The organism is Pseudomonas sp. FW305-20, from assembly GCF_058788075.1.
In genome coordinates this window covers 19,012-38,330 of sequence record NZ_JBYTAJ010000045.1, presented here as the reverse complement: position 1 = coordinate 38,330, position 19,319 = coordinate 19,012, and the positions used below count along the sequence as shown (strand labels likewise).

The following is a 19,319-nucleotide window of genomic DNA, read 5'->3' as shown; positions in this document are numbered from 1 at the left end:
CCCCAGCAGCCCCTGCCGCCCAACCGGCACCCGCCGCCAGCAAGAGCGCCGACGAGCTGCTGCACCTGGAAGACGAACTGCGCGCCGCCGCGCAATTGATCATGCAAGACGTGATCGACGACTTCGCCCCGCACATCGAAACCGAAATCAAACGCCGCCTCAGCGCGCGGATGGAACGGTTGTTGAGCCAATACGAATAACCCCAAGCCCGGCGGGTTTCTGTGGCGAGGGAGCTTGCTCCCGCTCGGTTGCGCAGCAGCCGCAAAGCCGTGTACCTGGCATACCTAACTTGCTGATGTCGGGGCCGCTTCGCGCCCCAGCGGGAGCAAGCTCCCTCGCCACAGGTTCATTCCACAGTTTGATCTGCGCCCGGTCTACCCCGGCTCGCCCTCCGCCCCATGCCCCGCTATACTTGCCGGCTTTTCCTGAATAAATGCCAATAGGGTCCCGCCGCGCATGGATAAGACCTACCAGCCGCACGCCATTGAAACTTCCTGGTACAACACCTGGGAGTCAGAGAATTACTTCGCCCCGCAAGGCGCGGGCGAGTCCTACACCATCATGATCCCGCCGCCGAACGTCACCGGCAGCCTGCACATGGGTCACGGCTTCAACAACGCGATCATGGACGCCCTGATCCGTTTCCGCCGCATGCAGGGTCGTAACACCCTGTGGCAGCCGGGTACCGACCATGCCGGTATCGCCACGCAAATGCTGGTGGAGCGCCAACTCGAAGCCCAGGGCCAGAGTCGTCATGATCTGGGCCGTGAGAAATTCCTCGAGAAAGTCTGGGAGTGGAAGGATCAGTCCGGCGGCAACATCAGCCGTCAGATCCGCCGTCTCGGCTCGTCCGTGGACTGGGGCCGCGAGCGCTTCACCATGGACGACGGCCTCTCGGAAGCCGTGAAAGAAGCCTTTGTGCGCCTGCACGAAGACGGTCTGATCTACCGCGGCAAGCGCCTGGTCAACTGGGACACCAAGTTGCACACGGCGATTTCCGACCTCGAAGTGGAAAACCACGACGAGAAAGGTTTCCTGTGGAACCTGAAATACCCGCTCGCCGACGGCGTGAAGACCGCTGAAGGCAACGATTACCTGATCGTCGCGACCACTCGCCCGGAAACCATGCTCGGCGACGCCGCCGTCGCGGTTAACCCGAACGACGAACGCTACAAAGCCTTGATCGGCAAGTTTGTCGAGCTGCCGCTGGTCGGCCGCCGCATCCCGATCATCGCCGACGATTACTGCGACCCTGAGTTCGGCACCGGCTGCGTGAAAATCACCCCGGCGCACGATTTCAACGACTACGAAGTCGGCAAGCGCCACAACCTGCCGCTGCTGAACATCTTCGACAAGAACGCCGCTGTATTGCCGGCCTGTCAGGTGTTCAACCTCGACGGCACCCTGAACGAAAGTATCGACGGCAAGATCCCGGCCGAATACGCCGGCCTGGATCGCTTCGAAGCGCGCAAGCAGATCGTTGCAGCGTTTGATGCCGCCGGCCTCTTGGTCAGTGTCAACGATCACGCGTTGAAAGTACCGAAAGGCGACCGCTCCGGCACCATCATCGAGCCGTGGCTGACCGACCAGTGGTACGTCTCCACCAAGCCATTGGCCGAGCCGGCCATCGCTGCGGTTGAAGACGGCCGCATTCAGTTCGTGCCGAAACAATACGAAAACATGTACTTCTCGTGGATGCGCGACATCCAGGACTGGTGCATCAGCCGTCAGCTGTGGTGGGGCCACCGAATTCCGGCCTGGTACGACGAGTCGGGCAAGGTCTATGTCGGTCGCGACGAAGCCGAAGTGCGTGCCAAGCACAACCTCGGCCCGGACGTTGCACTGCAACAGGACAACGACGTACTCGACACCTGGTTCAGTTCGGGCCTGTGGACGTTCTCCACGCTCGGCTGGCCTGAGCAAACCGAATTCCTGAAGAAATTCCACTCCACCGACGTGCTGGTCACCGGTTTTGACATCATTTTCTTCTGGGTTGCCCGGATGATCATGCTCACCATGCACTTGGTGAAAAACGAAGACGGCACGCCGCAGGTTCCGTTCAAGACCGTTTATGTGCACGGTCTGGTGCGTGATGGCCAGGGACAGAAAATGTCCAAGTCCAAGGGCAACGTCCTGGACCCGCTGGACATCATCGACGGCATCGAGCTCGAAGACCTGGTGCAGAAACGCACCTCCGGCATGATGCAGCCAAAACTGGCGAAGAAGATCGAGAAGCAGACCCGCGACGAGTTCGCCGACGGCATCGCCAGCTATGGCACCGACGCCCTGCGCTTCACGTTCTGTTCGCTGGCATCGACCGGTCGCGACATCAAGTTCGACATGGGCCGCGTCGAGGGCTATCGCAACTTCTGCAACAAGATCTGGAACGCCGCGCGCTACGTGCTGGACAAGGGCGAAGACTGCGGGCAGAACGGCGAAGCTTATGAGCTGTCGCTGGCGGATCGCTGGATCATTTCGCAGCTGCAACGCACCGAAGCCGAAGTGACCCGCCAACTCGATCAGTTCCGCTTCGACCTGGCTGCACAAGCCTTGTACGAGTTCATCTGGAACCAGTATTGCGACTGGTACCTGGAACTCTCCAAGCCTGTGCTGTGGGACGAAAACGCACCGGTCGAACGCCAGCGTGGCACCCGCCGCACACTGGTTCGAGTGCTGGAAGTCGCGCTGCGTCTGGCGCACCCGTTCATGCCGTTCATCACCGAAGAAATCTGGCAGCGCATCGCGCCGCTGGCCGGTATCGAAGGCAAGACGATCATGCTGCAACCGTGGCCTGTGGCCAATGAAGCACGCATCGATCAGGGCGCCGAAAACGACATCGAATGGCTCAAGGAACTGATGCTCGGCACGCGCAACATCCGCGGCGAAATGAACATCGGTCCAGGCAAGCCGTTGAACCTGTTCCTGAAAAACGTCAGCGCCGAAGATCAGCGTCGCCTCACCGAGAACGAAGCCCTGCTGAAGAAGCTGGCTCGCCTCGAATCGATCACCGTGTTGGCAGCTGGCGAAGAAGCACCGCTGTCCGCCACCGCACTGGTCGGCGAGATGGAAGTGCTGGTGCCGATGGCCGGCCTGATCGACAAAGACGCCGAACTGGCACGACTGGACAAGGAAATCCTGCGATTGCAGGGCGAAGTTCAGCGCGTGGGCGGCAAGCTGTCCAACGCCGGTTTCGTCGACAAGGCCCCGGCCGAAGTCATCGAGAAGGAACGCGCCAAACTGGCTGAAGCTGAACAGGCTTTGGGCAAGTTGGCCGAGCAGCATGCGCGGATTGCCAGTTTGTAACGGCAAATCGCAATGAAAAAGGGAGGCCCGAAACGGCCTCCCTTTTTTGTGCCTTTTTACTCAGGGCAAGTGCCACCACCGGGTAACTCGACACTGATTTTCACCCATGACTTCGGCGAACTAACAGTATTCCCCCCACGCGTTACCGAATAACAAACACCCAACGACCCCGAACGAATAGGTTTGATCGCGGTGGCGTACGGCCCGATGATGAAATCAACAGGCTGCCCCACATCCGCAGGGCCTATCACTCGCTCAAATTGAGTCGCTGTTCCTGGAATAGGGGTTTTATCATCGAAACTGGTGTATCCCTGGGAAAACAACGTCAGCACATCGCCTGGCTCAACACCCTTTATCGACGGAACCTTAGCAATAATCCCTTGCACGGGGCTGGGCTTGCTTGAGCAGTTAATAAATCCGAAATTATTGGTGCTTGGAAATGTTGCGGCAAACAAATCATCCATTACGATCACTCCCGAAATAAGTGGCCTGCTTTAGGCAGCGCTCACCATTGAGTAAATCGAAAAAAATATCTCTCGCCCACTGTCATAAATAACAGTTCCTCAAGATCTTTTCGGCATAAAAAGTGCTCCCTGGTGCACCAACCGCACTACTTTGGCCGGGCGCAGTTTAGATGTGGGACAATACCCGCCACTTTCAGCCATACCCGAATCGACCACACCCATGAACGCCCCCCGCACACCCCGCCCTGCGCGCAAAAAGCCTGATTCCGCCACCCCGGCCAAAACCGTGGAACCGCGTGAAAAGGCCAGCCTGCATCCGCGCAATCGCCATCAGGGTCGTTACGACTTCCCGGCGCTGATCAAAACCACGCCGGAACTGGCGAAGTTCGTGATCATCAACCCGTACGGCAAGGAAAGCATCGACTTTGCCAGCCCGGACGCAGTGCGGGTGTTCAACCGGGCGTTGCTCAAGTCGTTCTACGGTGTCGCCCACTGGGACATCCCGGCCGACTATCTCTGCCCGCCGGTTCCGGGCCGTGCCGATTACGTGCACTTCCTGGCCGACCTGTTGGCCAGCGTCAACGACGGTGAGATCCCGCGCGGCGCGCCGGTCAAGGTGCTCGATATCGGCATGGGCGCCAACTGCGTCTATCCGTTGATCGGCTACAGCGACTATCGCTGGCACTTCCTCGGCTCGGAAATCGACCCGACAGCCGTGGCCGCCGCCAAAGCCATCGTCCAGTCCAACGGGCTGAACAAGGCCATCCAGTTGCGTCAGCAAAGCAACCCCAAGCACATTCTGCTGGGCCTGCTTGAACCCGGCGAACGTTTTGACCTGACCATGTGCAACCCGCCGTTCCACGCATCGATGGACGAAGCGACCAAGGGCAGCGAGCGTAAATGGCGCGCCCTGGGCCGTGCCGATCCAAAACGCAAACTGCCGGTGCTGAACTTTGGCGGTCAATCGGCGGAATTGTGGTGTGAAGGTGGCGAAGCACGGTTTGTGACGCAGTTGATCGCCGAGAGCGCGCATTTCCAACACAAAGTGCTGTGGTTCAGCACCTTGGTCTCGAAAGCCTCCAACCTGCCGGCGATCCAGACGGCCCTGAAAAAGGCCGGTGTACTGGAAAGCCAGGTCGTGGAAATGTCTCAGGGCCAGAAGCAAAGCCGCTTCGTCGCCTGGACCTTCCAGACCAAATCCGAGCAGCAAGTGTGGCGTGAACGCTGGGCTCGCAAGAGCTGAGTCACTGACCAACGCAGATCAACTGTGGGAATGAGCCTGCTCGCGATGGCTGCGTGTCAGTTAACGATGATGTCGACTGATGCACCGCCATCGCGAGCAGGCTCACTCCCACATGGGTTTAGCGGTGTTCGCGGGGCAATCGCCAAATCGCAGACACAAAAAAGCCGTGCCCGGATCACTCCGGTGCACGGCTTTTTTTTACTGCGTCTTACTTGTTAACAGCGTCGGTCAGGCCTTTGGCCACAACCAGCTTGATAACTTTCTTGGCAGCGATTTCGATGGCAGCGCCAGTCGAAGGGTTACGGCCGGTACGGGCAGGACGCTCAGTCACTTTCAGTTTGCCGATACCTGGCAGAGTGATTTCGCCGCCGTTTTCCAGCTGATCGGCAACGATTTGGCCCAGTTGGTCCAGAGCGTTACGCGCGGTGGTTTTTGGCGCGTCGATAGCTTCAGCGATGTCGGCGATCAGTTGGTCTTTAGTAAGAGCCATGTAGTGTTCCTTCCCTATCAAATTCATATGGATTGCAGAGTGCAGTGTCAGCCATCGAGCCCGATCTTCTGGATCTGGCACCCTCGGCCACAACCGCGACGAGTCGGGGTTATAGATACCGAAATCAGGGTTTGGTTCGACCTGACAAATGCTGAATGCACGCTTAACGCAGTGACTTCGCGTAAGACCGGGCAAAACTAGCACAGAGACGGGGAAATATCCGCCTCTAGCTACCCATTTGGTCAGCTTTATTGCTCTAAATCGGCAAAAAACTGCATAAGGGCCATCGGACACCTGCGAATTGCCCTTCGTGCCGCGCCAAAACCAGTGGTTGCGGTACACTTGGCACTTTTTGGGGGAGCACGCCCTCCTCTCTTCCATCAGCCGAGAAGCCCATGCCGATCCGCCATTGCATCGTCCACCTGATCGACAAAAAACCCGACGGCACGCCCGCAGTTCTCCACGCTCGCGATTCCGAACTGACCGAGTCGAGCGCCATCGAGTACATGCTTGCCGACCTCAACGAGAGCTACAACGCCAAACAAGGCAAGGCCTGGGGTTTCTTCCACGCCGAGTCCGGGGCGCATCCGTTCAGCGGCTGGCTGAAGGAATACCTCGATGGCGGCAAGGATTTCACAGCGTTCAGCCGGGTGGCGGTGGAACATCTGCAAAAGCTGATGGAGGAATCGAACCTCTCAGTGGGCGGCCACGTGCTGTTTGCGCATTATCAGCAAGGCATGACCGACTACCTGGCGATCGCCCTGCTACACCACAGTGAAGGCGTTGCAGTGACCGATCAGCTGGACGTGACCCCGTCCCGGCACCTGGACCTGGGCCAACTGCACCTGGCGGCGCGGATCAACGTCTCCGAGTGGCAGAACAACAAGCAGTCCAAGCAGTACATTTCGTTCATCAAAGGCAAGAACGGCAAAAAGGTGTCGGAGTATTTCCGCGACTTCATTGGCTGTCAGGAAGGCGTCGACGGTCCCGGCGAAACCCGCACCCTGCTCAAGGCTTTCAGTGACTTCGTCGAAAGCGAAGACCTGCCAGAAGAATCCGCCCGCGAGAAGACCAAGACCCTGGTGGATTACGCCAGCAGTCAGGCAAAACTGGGCGAACCCATGGGCCTGGAAGAACTCTCGGAGCTGATCGACGAAGAGCGCCCGAAAGCCTTTTACGATCACATCCGCAACAAGGACTACGGTTTGTCGCCGGAGATCCCGGCCGATAAACGTACCCTCAACCAGTTCCGCCGCTTCACCGGTCGCGCCGAAGGCCTGTCCATCAGTTTCGAAGCGCACCTGCTGGGCTCGAAGATCGAATACGACGAAGAAGCCGGCACGCTGATCATCAAAGGTCTGCCGACCCAGCTCACCGATCAGCTCAAGCGACGTAACTGATGCTCGGCAGCGTACTGAAGAAATTCCTGCTGATCCTGCTGGTGGTCGTGGTCTACCAGAACTGGGGCAAGATCGAGCGGGTGTTGCATCCGGCGCAAGGGGTGTCCGAGCAGACTCAGGCCAAGGCCAACGTCGTGCTCTATGCCACCGAATGGTGCGGTTACTGCAAACTGACCCGGCACTTTCTCGATCAGAAGGGAATCCCCTACAAGGAGTTCGATATCGAAAAGGATGCCGAGGCGCGCAAAGCCTACGAAGCGCTGGGTGGCGGCGGAATTCCGATCATCGCGGTGAACGGGACGTTGCTTCGCGGGTATGACCCGGACGCCATTCTCGCCGCCCTGAAGTAACCTATTGGCTCACTCAATCTCTGTGGCGAGGGAGCTTGCTCCCGCTTGAGTGCGCAGCGCTCACAAAACAGTTAGGCCTGCTACGCAGTCCAGCGGGAGCAAGCTCCCTCGCCACAGGTTAGAGCCAGCACAATCATCGTGATGCCAGGTTATTGCGCTTCGATACGAAACCCGAACCGCGGAAAGTGCACATGCACCACACCCGCCCGCTCGTCTTCGCGACGCAGAATCAATTCTTCGCTACCCGCAAACAGCAACTCTCCCGCCACCGGATCAACGCCGTAATCGGTCGCAGCGATCACCACTTGCTGGCCTACTTCGAACCCGTTCGGCTCATCGAACTGCTCATCCGGCAATGCAGCCGGCGTGGTGTTGCGCGCGACTTCAAGCGCCTCCTCGGAAGTCATCTCGCTGAACGCGCCATGACCGAAGCCCAACACGCGCCCCAGCCATGCCGAAACCGCTGGATAAGCATCGACCAACGGTGACGTGACGGGCGTGGCCTTAAGGAACCACAACGGATGGGCCAGGGCGAAGTCGGCAATCGACGGCTCGCCGAACAGGAAGTCGCCCTGTTCGCGCTGAAGCTGTTGCTCCAGACGCGCCATGATGGTCGGCCACTGATGCCGGGCCTGTTCAGCCGACAACCGTGTGGCGCTGCCACCGCTGAACAGGCATGCGCGATCGGCCAGGAAGGCCTTGATCGCTTCAGGTGACAATTTACCGAAGCGCACCGCCACCGACGCCGGCTGGAACACCAGGCTGACCGCATGCTGGAACACCACCGAATCGGCCCACGCGGCGAAGGTCGCGGTGATCATTTCCTGACCTTCCGGAAAGAACGCCGGCAAGGCTTTTTCCTGCTCCAGACAACGTGCCATTAGCGCCGTGTCGCAATAAACATCAGCGCCAATCTGCAACACCGGCGTCTTGCGGTAGCCGCCGGTCAGCGCCGTCAGATCGGGTTTCGGCATCACTGGCGAGATGTTCACCGAACGCCAGGACAGTCCCTTGAAGCCCAGCAACAAGCGAGCCTTTTCGGCGAAAGGGGACGTCGGGTAATGATGCAGAATCAACTCGGACATGCTCGGTTCCGTCGCTCGGATAAGGAAACCGCAGCTTAGCGCGCAATCCGCACGCGGCCTACCCATCCGCCTGATGGGCGCTTATCAGTCAGATTGATAAGCCCGCAGCAGCACTCGCGACCAAACATTCCTTGGCGCTTTTCTTGAGCTTTTTGATCAGTCGCTCCTGACGCAGCGCTTCGCTTTTGTCGCGGCAGGCTTCGGTGTAGACCAGTGCGACGGCCGGGCTAGACAGGAAGAAGCGCGCGCCCTTGCCACTCTGGTGAGTGGCGAAGCGGCGCACGGGATCGTCGCTGATCCCGCAGTAGAGCGAACCATTGGCCGCGCGAACGAGGTAGACGAACCAGGGTTTGCTGACAGGCAGTGAGGGTTCGGCGGCATTGACGGAAGATTCGCTGGCGGTGTCCACGTGACGATCAAGGCTTGTAGGAAACAAGCCGCGATCTTATCAGCGACTGGCCTGGAATGCCTTCAGCCCCTTCAAGGCTTGAGCGCGCACGGCGTTTCTCACCACTGGCGTCCAGCCCAACAATAGCCCTTTGAAACCCAGCGCCTGTCGGGACCAGGCCCACAGATCGAAGCTGTCGTGATGTTCGCAAATCTTGCCGTCGCGAAAAACGAAGCGTGCCTGAATGTCATTGACCACGGTGTTGCCGGTCTGGCTGAACAGGTACGTTGCCACCCAATGGGCGCCGCCCGTGCGCTCATCGCTGCGTACGTGATCGAACGTCAGGGAAAAGTCCTTGGCCCGAGTGGTGAGCATCCGCCACATGTCGCCTGCATCTCGGCCGCGAAGTTCGCCGAACGCCGGATCACTGAACACCACGTCGTCGGTGTAACAGGCGCTCATGGCCTCGGCATCCAGCCGCTGGAAGGCTTGGTAGAACCGGGCGATCAAGGCGTTGTGGGTATCACTCATGGACAGGCTCTCTGGAATTGCAAAGTAGCTTCGAAAGATAGCCTGCAACGATAGTCAACAAATGCGCGGAACACTATCGGCATTCGCGGGCCGAATACCGACAGTGCGCAGAACGTCAGACTTTCTCGCTTTGAACCTGAACGTACAACGAACGCCCGGCACCGAGGCCGGCGATGATCGCGCCGAGGCCGATGACGCCGAAGATCCATCCCACAGCACTCCAGCCGCCGGTCCAGTCATGCACGATGCCGACCGCGAACGGGCCCATGGACGCCAGGGTGTAGCCGAAGCCCTGGGCCATGCTCGACAGGTTCGCCGCGACATGGGAGTCCCGCGAACGCAGCACGATCAGGGTCAACGCCAGACTGAACGCACCGCCCTGCCCCAGACCCAGCAGGATCGCCCAGCCCCACAAGCCTTCGATCGGTGCGTAAAGACAACCGAACAAGCCGCCAAGGGTCAGCAGCATGACGATGATGATCGCCAAACGCTGGTCCTTGCCACGCGTCGCCAGCCATGGCGCCGCCAGTGAACTCGCCAACTGAACGATGACCGAACCTGACAGCACCAGACCCGCCTGGGTCGGCGTCAGGCCGCGGCCGATCAGGATCGACGGCAACCAGCCGAACACGATGTAGGCCAAAGAGGATTGCAGGCCCATGTAGAACGTCACTTGCCAGGCCAGAGGATCACGCAACAGACCGCGAACCCGATACGCGACGTTGTGCGCGCCGTGTTTCTGCCCGACTTGTGGCAACCAGAAAATCGCCGCGACCAATGCCGGAACCACCCAGAAGCCGAGGCCCAAGGCCCAACTCTTGTCGAAATGCTCGCTCAACGGCACGGTCGCGCCCGCGGCCATCGCCGCCCCCAGGCACAAGGCCATGGTGTAGACGCCGGTCATGGTGCCCGCGTGTTTCGCGAAGTCGCGTTTAACGATGCCGGGCAGCAATACGCCGATCACGCCGATGCTCGCGCCGGCCAGCACGCTGCCGGCAAACAGGCCGATCTCGCCGAAAGAACTGCGCAGGATGATCCCGCCGGCCAGCATCAAGAGAATGCCCAGCACCACTCGCTCAGCGCCGAAACGTCGAGCCAGCACGGGCGCCAGCGGTGCAAACAAGCCGAGGCACAACACCGGCAACGTCGTCAGCAATCCGGCGTGGGCGGCCGACAAACCAAGGGTCTTCGACACCTCGCTGAGCATCGGCGCCATGCTCGACAGCGCCGGACGCAGGTTCAGCGCCACCAGAATCAGGCCCAGCAACAGCAGCCACGGCCGCCGCAGGATCGGGGGGTTTTGCTGGACCTGTTCATCATCCGCCTCGGCGTCGATCAGCAGCGCTTCAAGCTCCGCCGTCCGCTTGGCTTGGGGGAGGCTGCTTTGGTTGACCTGCTGGCTGGACATGGGGTTCTCGGTTTCAAGGTTCATTGATCAACTGCCTCGACAGGGCTTTGGCCCGTTCCGGGTCGCGTTGCTCGACGGCATCAAGCAGTTCGATATGGAGGTCGAACACTTCTTGGCGTCGGGGGGAAATGTTCAGGGTTTCGCGCAATTGCGCGCCGATGACACTGGAAAAATAGCGATACAGCTCGCTGAGGGTCGGGTTGTGTGCGGCGTCAACCAAGCGGCGGTGGAACACCAGATCGCAAGCGATATACGTGTCGAGATCGCCGTGGTAATGGCTGCCACTGACGCCCAACGCCTCGCGCAATGCCACCAGATCTTCGTCGGTACGACGCAACGCGGCCAGGCCGATGGCCTCGACTTCCAGAATGTGCCGAGTCTCCCGGGCTTGCTCGTGGGAGCAACGGGACAACGCCTTCATGGTGTCGAGCGGATCGACCACTGCCCGCAGATAGCTGCCGTCGCCCTGACGGATTTCGATCAATCCGGAAAACGCCAGTACGCGCATGGCTTCCCGCACGGTGTTGCGGCTGATCCCCAGCTCGGCGGACAGCTCGGGTTCTGTGGGTAATCGCTGGCCGACCCTCCACACGCCTTCGGTGATGCGCAGACGTAACTGATCCAGAGCCTGATCGACCAGGGATCGCTTAATTAATGGAGAAATTTCTGACATAGGATTCGCCCTTTCATCCAATCATAGGATGAATTTCCTGACATGTTAGTCAGCTACGCGTAGGACGGCAACCGCCTACGGTCAGGGAGAGGGTAATGGAGCGGGATTTTCGATTAGTCAAAATTACCCTTTAAGGGTAATTTTAGGGACAGGGTTAGCGGCTTCTTATGGAAAAGAACACACCCCATTACGACTTGGCGGTGATCAAAGCGGATGTCAGGCGACTTGGAGGCAAAGCATTCACCAGCAGTGCTAAAAACGGCGGCAGGGTTCTTGGCTTAAACCTCGTGGAGATGCAGGAGGTCATTTTCGAGCTCCAGGGAAAGATGCTGTACAAGTCGATGACCACCTATGACGATCATCGCGTCTGGCAAGACGTTTATCACATCAACTCATACGGTCTGGAGATTTATATCAAGGTGACGTATCGCCCCGGCGGTGGTCCACCCGTAATCTCCTTCAAGGAGAAATCCCAATGAAAACCCGGCAGTGTTTTAGCTGTGGAGCCCAGGAAGGAATGCGACATTTCGAGGGTCGCGGCGAAACCATGAGCGTCAAAGGTATGGAGCGCCGCGTAAATGATTTATCTGGCTGGGAATGCCAGATGTGTGGCGAGGTCGAGTTAGACGACAGTTGTTCAGAGCGTCATTCAGATGCGGGCGACGAACTGGTTATCGCAGCAAGGCAGATGATCGGCGACGAGATGAAGCGAATCCGTCGCAAACTGCATCTGACGCAAAAAGAAACTGTGCAACTACTGTCCGGTGGCGGACACAACGCGTTTTCCCGTTACGAGCGCGGCGAAATACTTCCTCCGAAAACATTGGTGCTGCTGATGCGCCTGCTTGACCGCTATCCGCATTTGCTCGCCGATGTGAAATCACTGGGTGAAGGGGCGGATTTGAGGGGTTTCAAGCATACAGCGCACAAAGAGCACGAAACCCTCACTGTTTCCTGAGCGCAAAAAACAAACCCGGCGCGAGGCCGGGTTTGTTTCTACGAGTCAGCTGGCATCAATGCAAAATCTGGCTCAAGAACAGCTTGGTCCGTTCATTCTGCGGATTATCGAAGAAGTCGTTCGGCGCAGCCTGCTCGACGATTTCACCCTTGTCCATGAAGATCACGCGGTTGGCCACGGTGCGGGCGAAGCCCATTTCGTGGGTCACGCAGAGCATGGTCATGCCGTCTTCGGCCAGGCCGATCATGGTGTCCAGAACCTCTTTCACCATCTCTGGATCGAGTGCCGAAGTCGGTTCGTCGAACAGCATGATTTTCGGCTTCATGCACAAGGCACGGGCAATCGCCACACGCTGTTGCTGACCGCCGGACAGTTGCCCCGGGAATTTATGCGCCTGCTCCGGAATGCGTACGCGTTCCAGATAATGCATGGCGATTTCCTCGGCCTTGCGCTTGGGCATCTTGCGTACCCACATCGGCGCCAGCGTGCAGTTCTGCAGGATGGTCAGGTGCGGGAACAGGTTGAAGTGCTGGAACACCATGCCGACTTCACGGCGCACCGATTCGATCTGCTTGAGGTCGTTGGTCAGCTCCACGCCGTCGACCACGATGCGGCCCTGCTGGTGTTCTTCCAGACGGTTGAGGCAACGAATGGTGGTGGACTTGCCGGAACCCGACGGGCCACACAGGACGATACGCTCGCCCTGTTTAACGTTCAGGTTGATGTCTTTCAACACGTGGAACTGGCCGTACCATTTGTTCACGCCCTGCATCTGAATAATGCCTTCAGGGCTCACAGGCTTTTTGATTGCTTCGCTCATTTCAGAACTCCTAACGCTTGTGGCCAGTGTCGAGCTTGCGTTCCAGATGCATGGAATAGCGCGACATACCAAAACAGAAAATCCAGAACACCAGGGCCGCGAACACATAGCCTTCGGTGGCCATGCCCAACCATTTCGGGTCGGCGGCGGCTTGTTTGACGCTGTTGAGCAAGTCGAACAGGCCGATGATGATCACCAGGCTCGTGTCCTTGAACAGCGCAATGAAGGTGTTGACGATGCCGGGGATCACCAGCTTCAGGGCTTGCGGCAGAATCACCAGGCCCATGCTGCGCCAGTAGCCGAGGCCCATCGCTGCAGCCGCTTCGTACTGACCTTTGGGAATCGCTTGCAGACCGCCACGCACCACTTCGGCAACGTAGGCCGACTGGAACAGGATCACACCGATCAGTGCCCGCAACAGTTTGTCGAAGTTCATGCCTTCAGGCAGGAACAACGGCAACATCACCGAGGACATGAACAGCACCGTGATCAACGGCACGCCGCGCCAGAATTCGATGAAGGTCACGCAGACCACACGAATCGCTGGCATGTTCGAACGACGGCCCAGCGCCAGGACGATACCCAGCGGCAATGCACCGGCAATACCGACAGTGGCGATCACCAGGGTCAGCATCAAGCCGCCCCACTGGCTGGTCGCCACCTGGGTCAGGCCGAAGACGCCGCCGTGCAGCAGGCACCAGGCAACAATCGGATACACCACCAGGAAGCTCAGCCCGTACACCGCTTTATGGTGAAAACGCGAGATGAACAACGGTGCCACGCCGATGACCGCCAACCATACGGTCAGGTCAACGCGCCAGCGCAAGTCCACCGGGTAGTAGCCGTACATGAACTGGCCGAAGCGCTGTTGGATGAACACCCAGCAGGCGCCCTCCTTGGTGCAGTCGGCCTGGCTGGTGCCGACCCAGTTGGCATCGAGGATCGCCCAGCTCAGGATCGGCGGCACCACCAGGTAGATCAGGTAGAACGCGAACAGGGTCAGCAGGGTGTTGAGCCAGCTGGAGAACATGTTGGCGCGCATCCACGCCACGACACCGATGCTGCGGTTCGGGGGCGGCATGTCAGGTTTGAAAGTATGAGTCGTCATGCGCTTTTCCTTACCGCTCGATCAGCGCAATGCGCTTGTTGTACCAGTTCATCAGCAGGGAAATGCTGATACTGATCGCCAGGTATACGCTCATGGTGATGGCAATCACCTCGATCGCCTGCCCGGTCTGGTTCAGCACCGTACCGGCAAACAACGAGACCATTTCCGGGTAACCGATACCGGCCGCCAGCGAGGAGTTCTTCGCCAGGTTCAGGTATTGGCTGGTCAGCGGTGGAATGATCACGCGCAGGGCTTGCGGGATGATCACCTTGCGCAGGGTCGGACCGTTGCGCAACCCCAACGAGTGCGCCGCTTCCGTCTGGCCGTGGCTGACCGACTTGATGCCCGAACGCACGATCTCGGCGATAAACGCCGCGGTGTATACGGTCAGGGCCAGGGTCAGAGCCAGCAGTTCCGGGATCAGCACCCAGCCACCGACGAAGTTGAAGCCTTGCAGCTTCGGCATTTCCCAGTGCACTGGCGCGCCGAAGATCAATGCGCACAGCGCAGGGATCACCAGGAACAGTGCCAGGCCCACCCAGAACTTGTGGAACGGTACGCCGGTCTCTTCGAAGCGTTTGGTCGCCCAGCGACTCATCAGCACGATGGCGACGACGGCTACGACGATGCTCGCCACAAACGGCCAGAAACCATCCGCCGCCAACGCGGCCGGCATGTTCAGGCCACGACTGCTGACAAAGAAGGTGTCGCCGAAGTTATGGCTGTTGCGTGGCCCCGGCATGGTCAGGAACACCGCGAAGTACCAGAACAGGATTTGCAGCAGCGGCGGAATGTTACGAAAAACCTCTACATACACCGTCGCCAGCTTGGCAATGATCCAGTTCTTCGACAGCCGTGACACACCAACGATGAACCCGAGGATCGTCGCCAGGATCACGCCGATGAAGGTCACCAGCAGCGTGTTGAGCAAGCCGATGACAAACACCCGGGCATAGCTGTCCGATTCGGTGTAGTCGATCAGGTGTTGAGCGATGCCGAAACCGGCACTGCGCTCCAGAAAGCTGAAACCGGAGGTAATGCCCCGGTGCTCAAGGTTGGTCTGTGTGTTGTCGAACAGATACCAGCCCATCGAGACCACCGCCACGATGGTGATGATCTGAAATAGCCACGCACGCACTTTTGGATCGCTGAGGCTGAGCCTCTGCTTTGGTGCGCCGATTGAATTTTGCATGAAGTGCCCCGCAAAGAATGGAACAGAACATCACCCGGTGGTTGGCCCACCGGGTGATAGAACCATCAGCGCACTGGTGGTGCGTATTGAATGCCGCCGTTGTTCCACAGAGCGTTCAGCCCGCGGTCGATGGCCAGTGGAGTGCTCTTGCCGAGGTTTTTCTCGAACACTTCACCGTAGTTACCCACTTGCTTGACGATCTGCACGACCCAGTCTTTCTTCACTTTCAGGTCTTTGCCGTATTCACCGTCAGCGCCCAGCAGACGAGCAACGTCCGGGTTCTTGGTGGCTTTGGCTTCAGCTTCAACGTTTTTCTGGGTGATGCCCATTTCTTCAGCGTTGAGCATCGCGAACAGGGTCCACTTGACGATGCTGAACCACTCTTCGTCGCCTTTACGCACGACCGGGCCCAGAGGCTCCTTGGAGATGGTTTCCGGCAGAACGACGTAGTCGGTCGGGGTCGCCAGTTTGCTGCGTTGTGCGTAGAGCTGGGATTTGTCGGAGGTCAGCACGTCGCAACGACCGGATTCCAGCGACTTGGCGCTTTCATCGGAGGTGTCGAAGGTGATCGGGGTGTATTTCAGACCGTTACCGCGGAAGTAGTCGGAAACGTTCAGCTCGGTCGTGGTACCGGCTTGAATGCAGATGGTGGCGCCGTCGAGCTCTTTAGCGCTCTTCACGCCCAGCTTGTTGTTCACCAGGAAGCCGATGCCGTCGTAGTACGTCACGCCGGCAAACACCAGGCCCATGCCCGAATCGCGGGAGCTGGTCCAGGTGGTGTTACGCGACAGCACGTCGATTTCGCCGGACTGCAGCGCGGTGAAGCGCTCTTTGGCGTTCAACTGGCTGAATTTGACCTTGGTCGCGTCGCCGAATACGGCAGCGGCCACAGCGCGGCAGACGTCGGCATCGATGCCGATGATCTTGCCAGTCGAGTCTGGAACCGAGAAGCCCGGCAGACCATCACTTACGCCGCACTGTACGAAACCTTTCTTCTGCACTGCATCCAGGGTTGCACCCGCCTGAGCGAACCCACTGACACCGAGTACTGCGGCTGCAGTCACGATAGCCAGGGTGGATTTCAACATCTTCATTCAAACCTCCAGTTTTGCTCTTGTTGTGTCGGAGCTTGAGTCCAGTCGCACCCTTATGAGGCGTTGTTGACCCGTGTTGGCTTTTTTTGGGGTCAACCGACGTAAGACCAGCGCTATGAGTCTAGTAGGAGAAAATCCACATCATGGACAACTCACTTCTCACCAATCGGCCGAACGGGCTGTAGCCCTTTCACGTTCGCGAAGCCCGTAGCGGCCACTGGCGAACATCCATCACCGGATTCTTTGCTATCCCACCGCCAGCAGTACACTGATAGTGTTACCGCAAGGCGCGAGATGGGTTGCACCGTTTCCCCATAGCAAAGCCCGTACCAGACCGCTCGCTGAAGCGATTACGCGACAGGTCAATAGCAAAACTTGTAGCCTTGCGACATCTTCTTAACTGATCAACCAGGCACGCCCTCAGACCTCGCACTCAATGAGCGCGCCTGCACAATATTGGAGCAACCATGACCGAGCCCTTGATTCTTCAGCCCGTCAAGCCCGCAGACGCCTGCGTTATCTGGCTGCACGGCCTGGGCGCCGATCGCTACGACTTCCTGCCGGTGGCCGAGGCGTTACAGGAAACCCTGCTGACCACCCGCTTCGTTCTCCCCCAGGCACCGACCCGCGCCGTGACCATCAATGGTGGCTACGAGATGCCGAGCTGGTACGACATATTGGCCATGAGCCCGGCGCGCGCGATCAACCGCGAGCAGCTGGAAGCGTCCGCGCAAAGAGTCTTTGATTTGATCGAGGAGCAGCGCGCCAGCGGAATAGACGCCTCGCGAATCTTTCTGGCAGGTTTTTCCCAGGGTGGCGCGGTGGTGCTGCACACCGCTTTCCTGAAATGGCAGGGGCCGCTGGGTGGCGTACTTGCCCTCTCGACTTATGCGCCGACCTTCAGCGATGAACTGGAGCTTTCCGCCAGCCAGCAGCGCATTCCCGTGCTGTCTTTGCACGGCCAGTACGATGACGTCGTTCAAAACTCCATGGGCCGCACCGCTTATGAGTATCTAAAGCAGCATGGTGTCACCGTGACATGGCAGGAATACCCAATGGGTCATGAAGTGTTACCCGAGGAAATTCGCGACATTAGTGTCTGGCTCGCCGAGCGCTTGCGTTAACTGTTTATGTGAAAAGCAACCCATTGATCCATCCCCCTACGCCGCGCCCGATTCTTGCATTACACTGGCCGGCGTATATTCCTTAACCAATCGATGAGATGACCGTGCTCAAAGCACTCAAGAAAATGTTCGGTAAAAGCGAGACTGAGCAGCTCGCGCCAGTCTCCAGCGCTCCGTCTCACCATCCCAGCCACCGCACCGACGGTAGTCAGTCTGGCCGGACCGCCACCGTAGCGGTACCGAAGCACGAGCCGATCACCACACCGGCCGTCCAACCCGTTGAGGCCCAGGCCTCTGAAGAACCGGGCAACGAAGCTGCGAAACCTGCCCGACCGCGTCGCGAACCCAAGCCCAAAGCACCGGTCATCCCCTGGAAACTCGAAGACTTCGCCGTCGAACCCCAGGAAGGCAAAACCCGTTTCCACGATTTCAAACTCGCCCCCGAACTGATGCATGCCATCCAGGACCTGGGCTTCCCGTATTGCACGCCGATCCAGGCACAAGTCCTCGGCTTCACCCTGGCCGGCAAAGATGCCATCGGTCGCGCCCAGACCGGCACCGGCAAAACCGCTGCCTTCCTGATTTCGATCATCACCCAGCTGCTGCAAACCCCACCGCCGAAAGAGCGTTACATGGGTGAGCCGCGGGCACTGATCATCGCGCCGACCCGGGAACTGGTGGTGCAGATCGCCAAGGACGCGGCCGACCTGACCAAGTACACCGGCCTCAACGTCATGACGTTCGTCGGCGGCATGGACTTCGACAAGCAGCTCAAGCACCTCGAAGCCCGTCACTGCGACATCCTCGTCGCCACACCGGGCCGTCTGCTGGACTTCAACCAGCGCGGCGACGTGCACCTGGACATGGTCGAAGTCATGGTCCTGGACGAAGCCGACCGGATGCTCGACATGGGTTTCATCCCACAAGTGCGTCAGATCATTCGCCAGACTCCGCCGAAGAACGAGCGTCAGACGCTGCTGTTCTCCGCGACCTTCACCGAAGACGTGATGAACCTGGCCAAGCAATGGACCACCGAGCCGTCGATCGTCGAGATCGAGTCGCAGAACGTGGCCAGCGAAAACGTCGAGCAGCACATCTACGCGGTCGCCGGTGCCGACAAATACAAACTGCTCTACAACCTGGTCAACGACAACGGTTGGGAGCGGGTGATGGTGTTCGCCAACCGCAAGGATGAAGTGCGGCGCATCGAAGAACGCCTGGTGCGCGATGGCGTCAACGCCGCGCAACTGTCCGGCGACGTGCCGCAGCACAAGCGCATCAAGACCCTGGAAGGTTTCCGCGAAGGCAAGATCCGCGTCCTGGTCGCCACCGATGTGGCCGGTCGCGGCATTCACATCGACGGTATCAGCCACGTGATCAACTTCACCCTGCCGGAAGTCCCGGACGACTACGTGCATCGCATCGGTCGTACCGGTCGTGCCGGCGCCGATGGCGTGTCCATCAGTTTTGCCGGTGAAGACGACTCCTACCAGCTACCGTCCATCGAGGCGCTGCTGGGTCGCAAGATCAGCTGCGAAACGCCACCGACGCATCTGCTGCGAGCGGTTGAGCGCAAGCGCCCGTAACGCGGGTCGCACTAAAAGAGGCGCAGCCGGAAACGGACTGCGCTTTTTTTTCGTCCAGTTTTTTCAACAGGCTTGCTCGCGACAACTAAATGTCCATAATAG

Annotated in this window: 19 protein-coding genes and 1 pseudogene; 9 read left to right on the top strand and 11 right to left on the bottom strand. The window is 59.0% G+C overall.

Features of this window, described 5'->3' with window-relative positions; all coding sequences use genetic code 11:
* Together AC3WP4_RS26275 and AC3WP4_RS26270 are read left to right on the top strand one after the other, a co-directional pair.
* Positions 1 to 200: pseudogene (locus AC3WP4_RS26275) on the top strand (DNA polymerase III subunit chi); the annotation flags it as partial.
* A 256-nt stretch (positions 201 to 456) separates the two neighbouring features.
* Positions 457 to 3,303 (top strand): valine--tRNA ligase, encoded by a 2,847-nt coding sequence (locus AC3WP4_RS26270; RefSeq protein ID WP_074879966.1) that lies wholly within the window; start codon positions 457 to 459, stop codon positions 3,301 to 3,303.
* A 56-nt stretch (positions 3,304 to 3,359) separates the two neighbouring features.
* Here AC3WP4_RS26270 and AC3WP4_RS26265 read toward each other — a convergent pair whose 3' ends face one another.
* Positions 3,360 to 3,767, bottom strand: coding sequence for a hypothetical protein (locus AC3WP4_RS26265; RefSeq protein WP_146011580.1), 408 nt, complete (start codon positions 3,765 to 3,767; stop codon positions 3,360 to 3,362).
* A 220-nt stretch (positions 3,768 to 3,987) separates the two neighbouring features.
* On the opposite strand from AC3WP4_RS26265, the gene rlmF reads away from it, so the two are divergent.
* Positions 3,988 to 5,010, top strand: a complete 1,023-nt coding sequence (gene rlmF / locus AC3WP4_RS26260) for a 23S rRNA (adenine(1618)-N(6))-methyltransferase RlmF (protein ID WP_074879971.1) — start codon at positions 3,988 to 3,990, stop codon at positions 5,008 to 5,010.
* Positions 5,011 to 5,218: 208 nt separating this feature from the next.
* Here rlmF and AC3WP4_RS26255 read toward each other — a convergent pair whose 3' ends face one another.
* The gene (locus AC3WP4_RS26255; protein ID WP_007905514.1) at positions 5,219 to 5,500 is read right to left on the bottom strand and encodes an HU family DNA-binding protein; all 282 of its coding nucleotides are present in this window, start codon (positions 5,498 to 5,500) and stop codon (positions 5,219 to 5,221) included.
* 395 nt (positions 5,501 to 5,895) lie between these two features.
* Between AC3WP4_RS26255 and yejK the strand changes: the two genes are divergently transcribed.
* Positions 5,896 to 6,900 carry a nucleoid-associated protein YejK gene (yejK, locus tag AC3WP4_RS26250; protein WP_102616467.1) on the top strand — a complete coding sequence of 335 codons (1,005 nt, stop codon included), beginning with the start codon at positions 5,896 to 5,898 and terminating at the stop codon, positions 6,898 to 6,900.
* Positions 6,900 to 7,250 carry a glutaredoxin family protein gene (locus AC3WP4_RS26245; RefSeq protein WP_102616468.1) on the top strand — a complete coding sequence of 117 codons (351 nt, stop codon included), beginning with the start codon at positions 6,900 to 6,902 and terminating at the stop codon, positions 7,248 to 7,250. Before yejK ends, AC3WP4_RS26245 begins: the two co-directional genes overlap by 1 nt.
* A gap of 149 nt (positions 7,251 to 7,399) precedes the next feature.
* On the opposite strand, the gene AC3WP4_RS26240 is transcribed toward AC3WP4_RS26245, so the two are convergent.
* The 5 genes from AC3WP4_RS26240 to AC3WP4_RS26220 all read right to left on the bottom strand — a co-directional run bounded on the left by AC3WP4_RS26240 (position 7,400) and on the right by AC3WP4_RS26220 (position 11,335).
* Entirely contained in the window at positions 7,400 to 8,335 is a 936-nt protein-coding gene (locus AC3WP4_RS26240) for a glutathione S-transferase family protein (protein WP_102616469.1), read from the bottom strand.
* Between the two features lie 88 nt (positions 8,336 to 8,423).
* Positions 8,424 to 8,744, bottom strand: coding sequence for a GIY-YIG nuclease family protein (locus AC3WP4_RS26235; RefSeq protein WP_074879979.1), 321 nt, complete (start codon positions 8,742 to 8,744; stop codon positions 8,424 to 8,426).
* Between the two features lie 39 nt (positions 8,745 to 8,783).
* Positions 8,784 to 9,254 carry a nuclear transport factor 2 family protein gene (locus AC3WP4_RS26230; protein ID WP_102616470.1) on the bottom strand — a complete coding sequence of 157 codons (471 nt, stop codon included), beginning with the start codon at positions 9,252 to 9,254 and terminating at the stop codon, positions 8,784 to 8,786.
* Positions 9,255 to 9,369: 115 nt separating this feature from the next.
* Positions 9,370 to 10,686 (bottom strand): CynX/NimT family MFS transporter, encoded by a 1,317-nt coding sequence (locus tag AC3WP4_RS26225; RefSeq protein ID WP_102616471.1) that lies wholly within the window; start codon positions 10,684 to 10,686, stop codon positions 9,370 to 9,372.
* The gene (locus AC3WP4_RS26220) at positions 10,676 to 11,335 is read right to left on the bottom strand and encodes a FadR/GntR family transcriptional regulator (RefSeq protein ID WP_102616472.1); all 660 of its coding nucleotides are present in this window, start codon (positions 11,333 to 11,335) and stop codon (positions 10,676 to 10,678) included. The genes AC3WP4_RS26225 and AC3WP4_RS26220 overlap by 11 nt, the downstream gene beginning before the upstream one ends.
* A 167-nt stretch (positions 11,336 to 11,502) precedes the next feature.
* On the opposite strand from AC3WP4_RS26220, the gene AC3WP4_RS26215 reads away from it, so the two are divergent.
* Positions 11,503 to 11,814 (top strand): type II toxin-antitoxin system MqsR family toxin, encoded by a 312-nt coding sequence (locus AC3WP4_RS26215; protein WP_074879991.1) that lies wholly within the window; start codon positions 11,503 to 11,505, stop codon positions 11,812 to 11,814.
* A complete protein-coding gene (locus AC3WP4_RS26210) occupies positions 11,811 to 12,293 on the top strand; it encodes a type II toxin-antitoxin system MqsA family antitoxin (RefSeq protein ID WP_076029853.1) in 483 nt (160 codons plus the stop codon). Before AC3WP4_RS26215 ends, AC3WP4_RS26210 begins: the two co-directional genes overlap by 4 nt.
* A 55-nt stretch (positions 12,294 to 12,348) precedes the next feature.
* Here AC3WP4_RS26210 and AC3WP4_RS26205 read toward each other — a convergent pair whose 3' ends face one another.
* The 4 genes from AC3WP4_RS26205 to AC3WP4_RS26190 form a co-directional block, all read right to left on the bottom strand.
* On the bottom strand, positions 12,349 to 13,113 hold the full coding sequence (locus AC3WP4_RS26205) for an amino acid ABC transporter ATP-binding protein (protein ID WP_008147575.1): 765 nt from the start codon (positions 13,111 to 13,113) through the stop codon (positions 12,349 to 12,351).
* Positions 13,114 to 13,123: 10 nt separating this feature from the next.
* Positions 13,124 to 14,221 (bottom strand): amino acid ABC transporter permease, encoded by a 1,098-nt coding sequence (locus tag AC3WP4_RS26200; protein ID WP_074879998.1) that lies wholly within the window; start codon positions 14,219 to 14,221, stop codon positions 13,124 to 13,126.
* A 10-nt stretch (positions 14,222 to 14,231) separates the two neighbouring features.
* Complete coding sequence (locus AC3WP4_RS26195; RefSeq protein ID WP_102616473.1) at positions 14,232 to 15,413, bottom strand: amino acid ABC transporter permease; 1,182 nt, start codon at positions 15,411 to 15,413, stop codon at positions 14,232 to 14,234.
* 65 nt (positions 15,414 to 15,478) lie between these two features.
* Positions 15,479 to 16,507 carry an amino acid ABC transporter substrate-binding protein gene (locus AC3WP4_RS26190; RefSeq protein ID WP_074880005.1) on the bottom strand — a complete coding sequence of 343 codons (1,029 nt, stop codon included), beginning with the start codon at positions 16,505 to 16,507 and terminating at the stop codon, positions 15,479 to 15,481.
* 467 nt (positions 16,508 to 16,974) lie between these two features.
* On the opposite strand from AC3WP4_RS26190, the gene AC3WP4_RS26185 reads away from it, so the two are divergent.
* Both AC3WP4_RS26185 and rhlB read left to right on the top strand, forming a co-directional pair.
* Positions 16,975 to 17,631 carry an alpha/beta hydrolase gene (locus tag AC3WP4_RS26185; RefSeq protein WP_074880008.1) on the top strand — a complete coding sequence of 219 codons (657 nt, stop codon included), beginning with the start codon at positions 16,975 to 16,977 and terminating at the stop codon, positions 17,629 to 17,631.
* A gap of 98 nt (positions 17,632 to 17,729) precedes the next feature.
* Complete coding sequence (gene rhlB / locus AC3WP4_RS26180) at positions 17,730 to 19,217, top strand: ATP-dependent RNA helicase RhlB (RefSeq protein WP_074880011.1); 1,488 nt, start codon at positions 17,730 to 17,732, stop codon at positions 19,215 to 19,217.
* Positions 19,218 to 19,319: the final 102 nt, after the last annotated feature.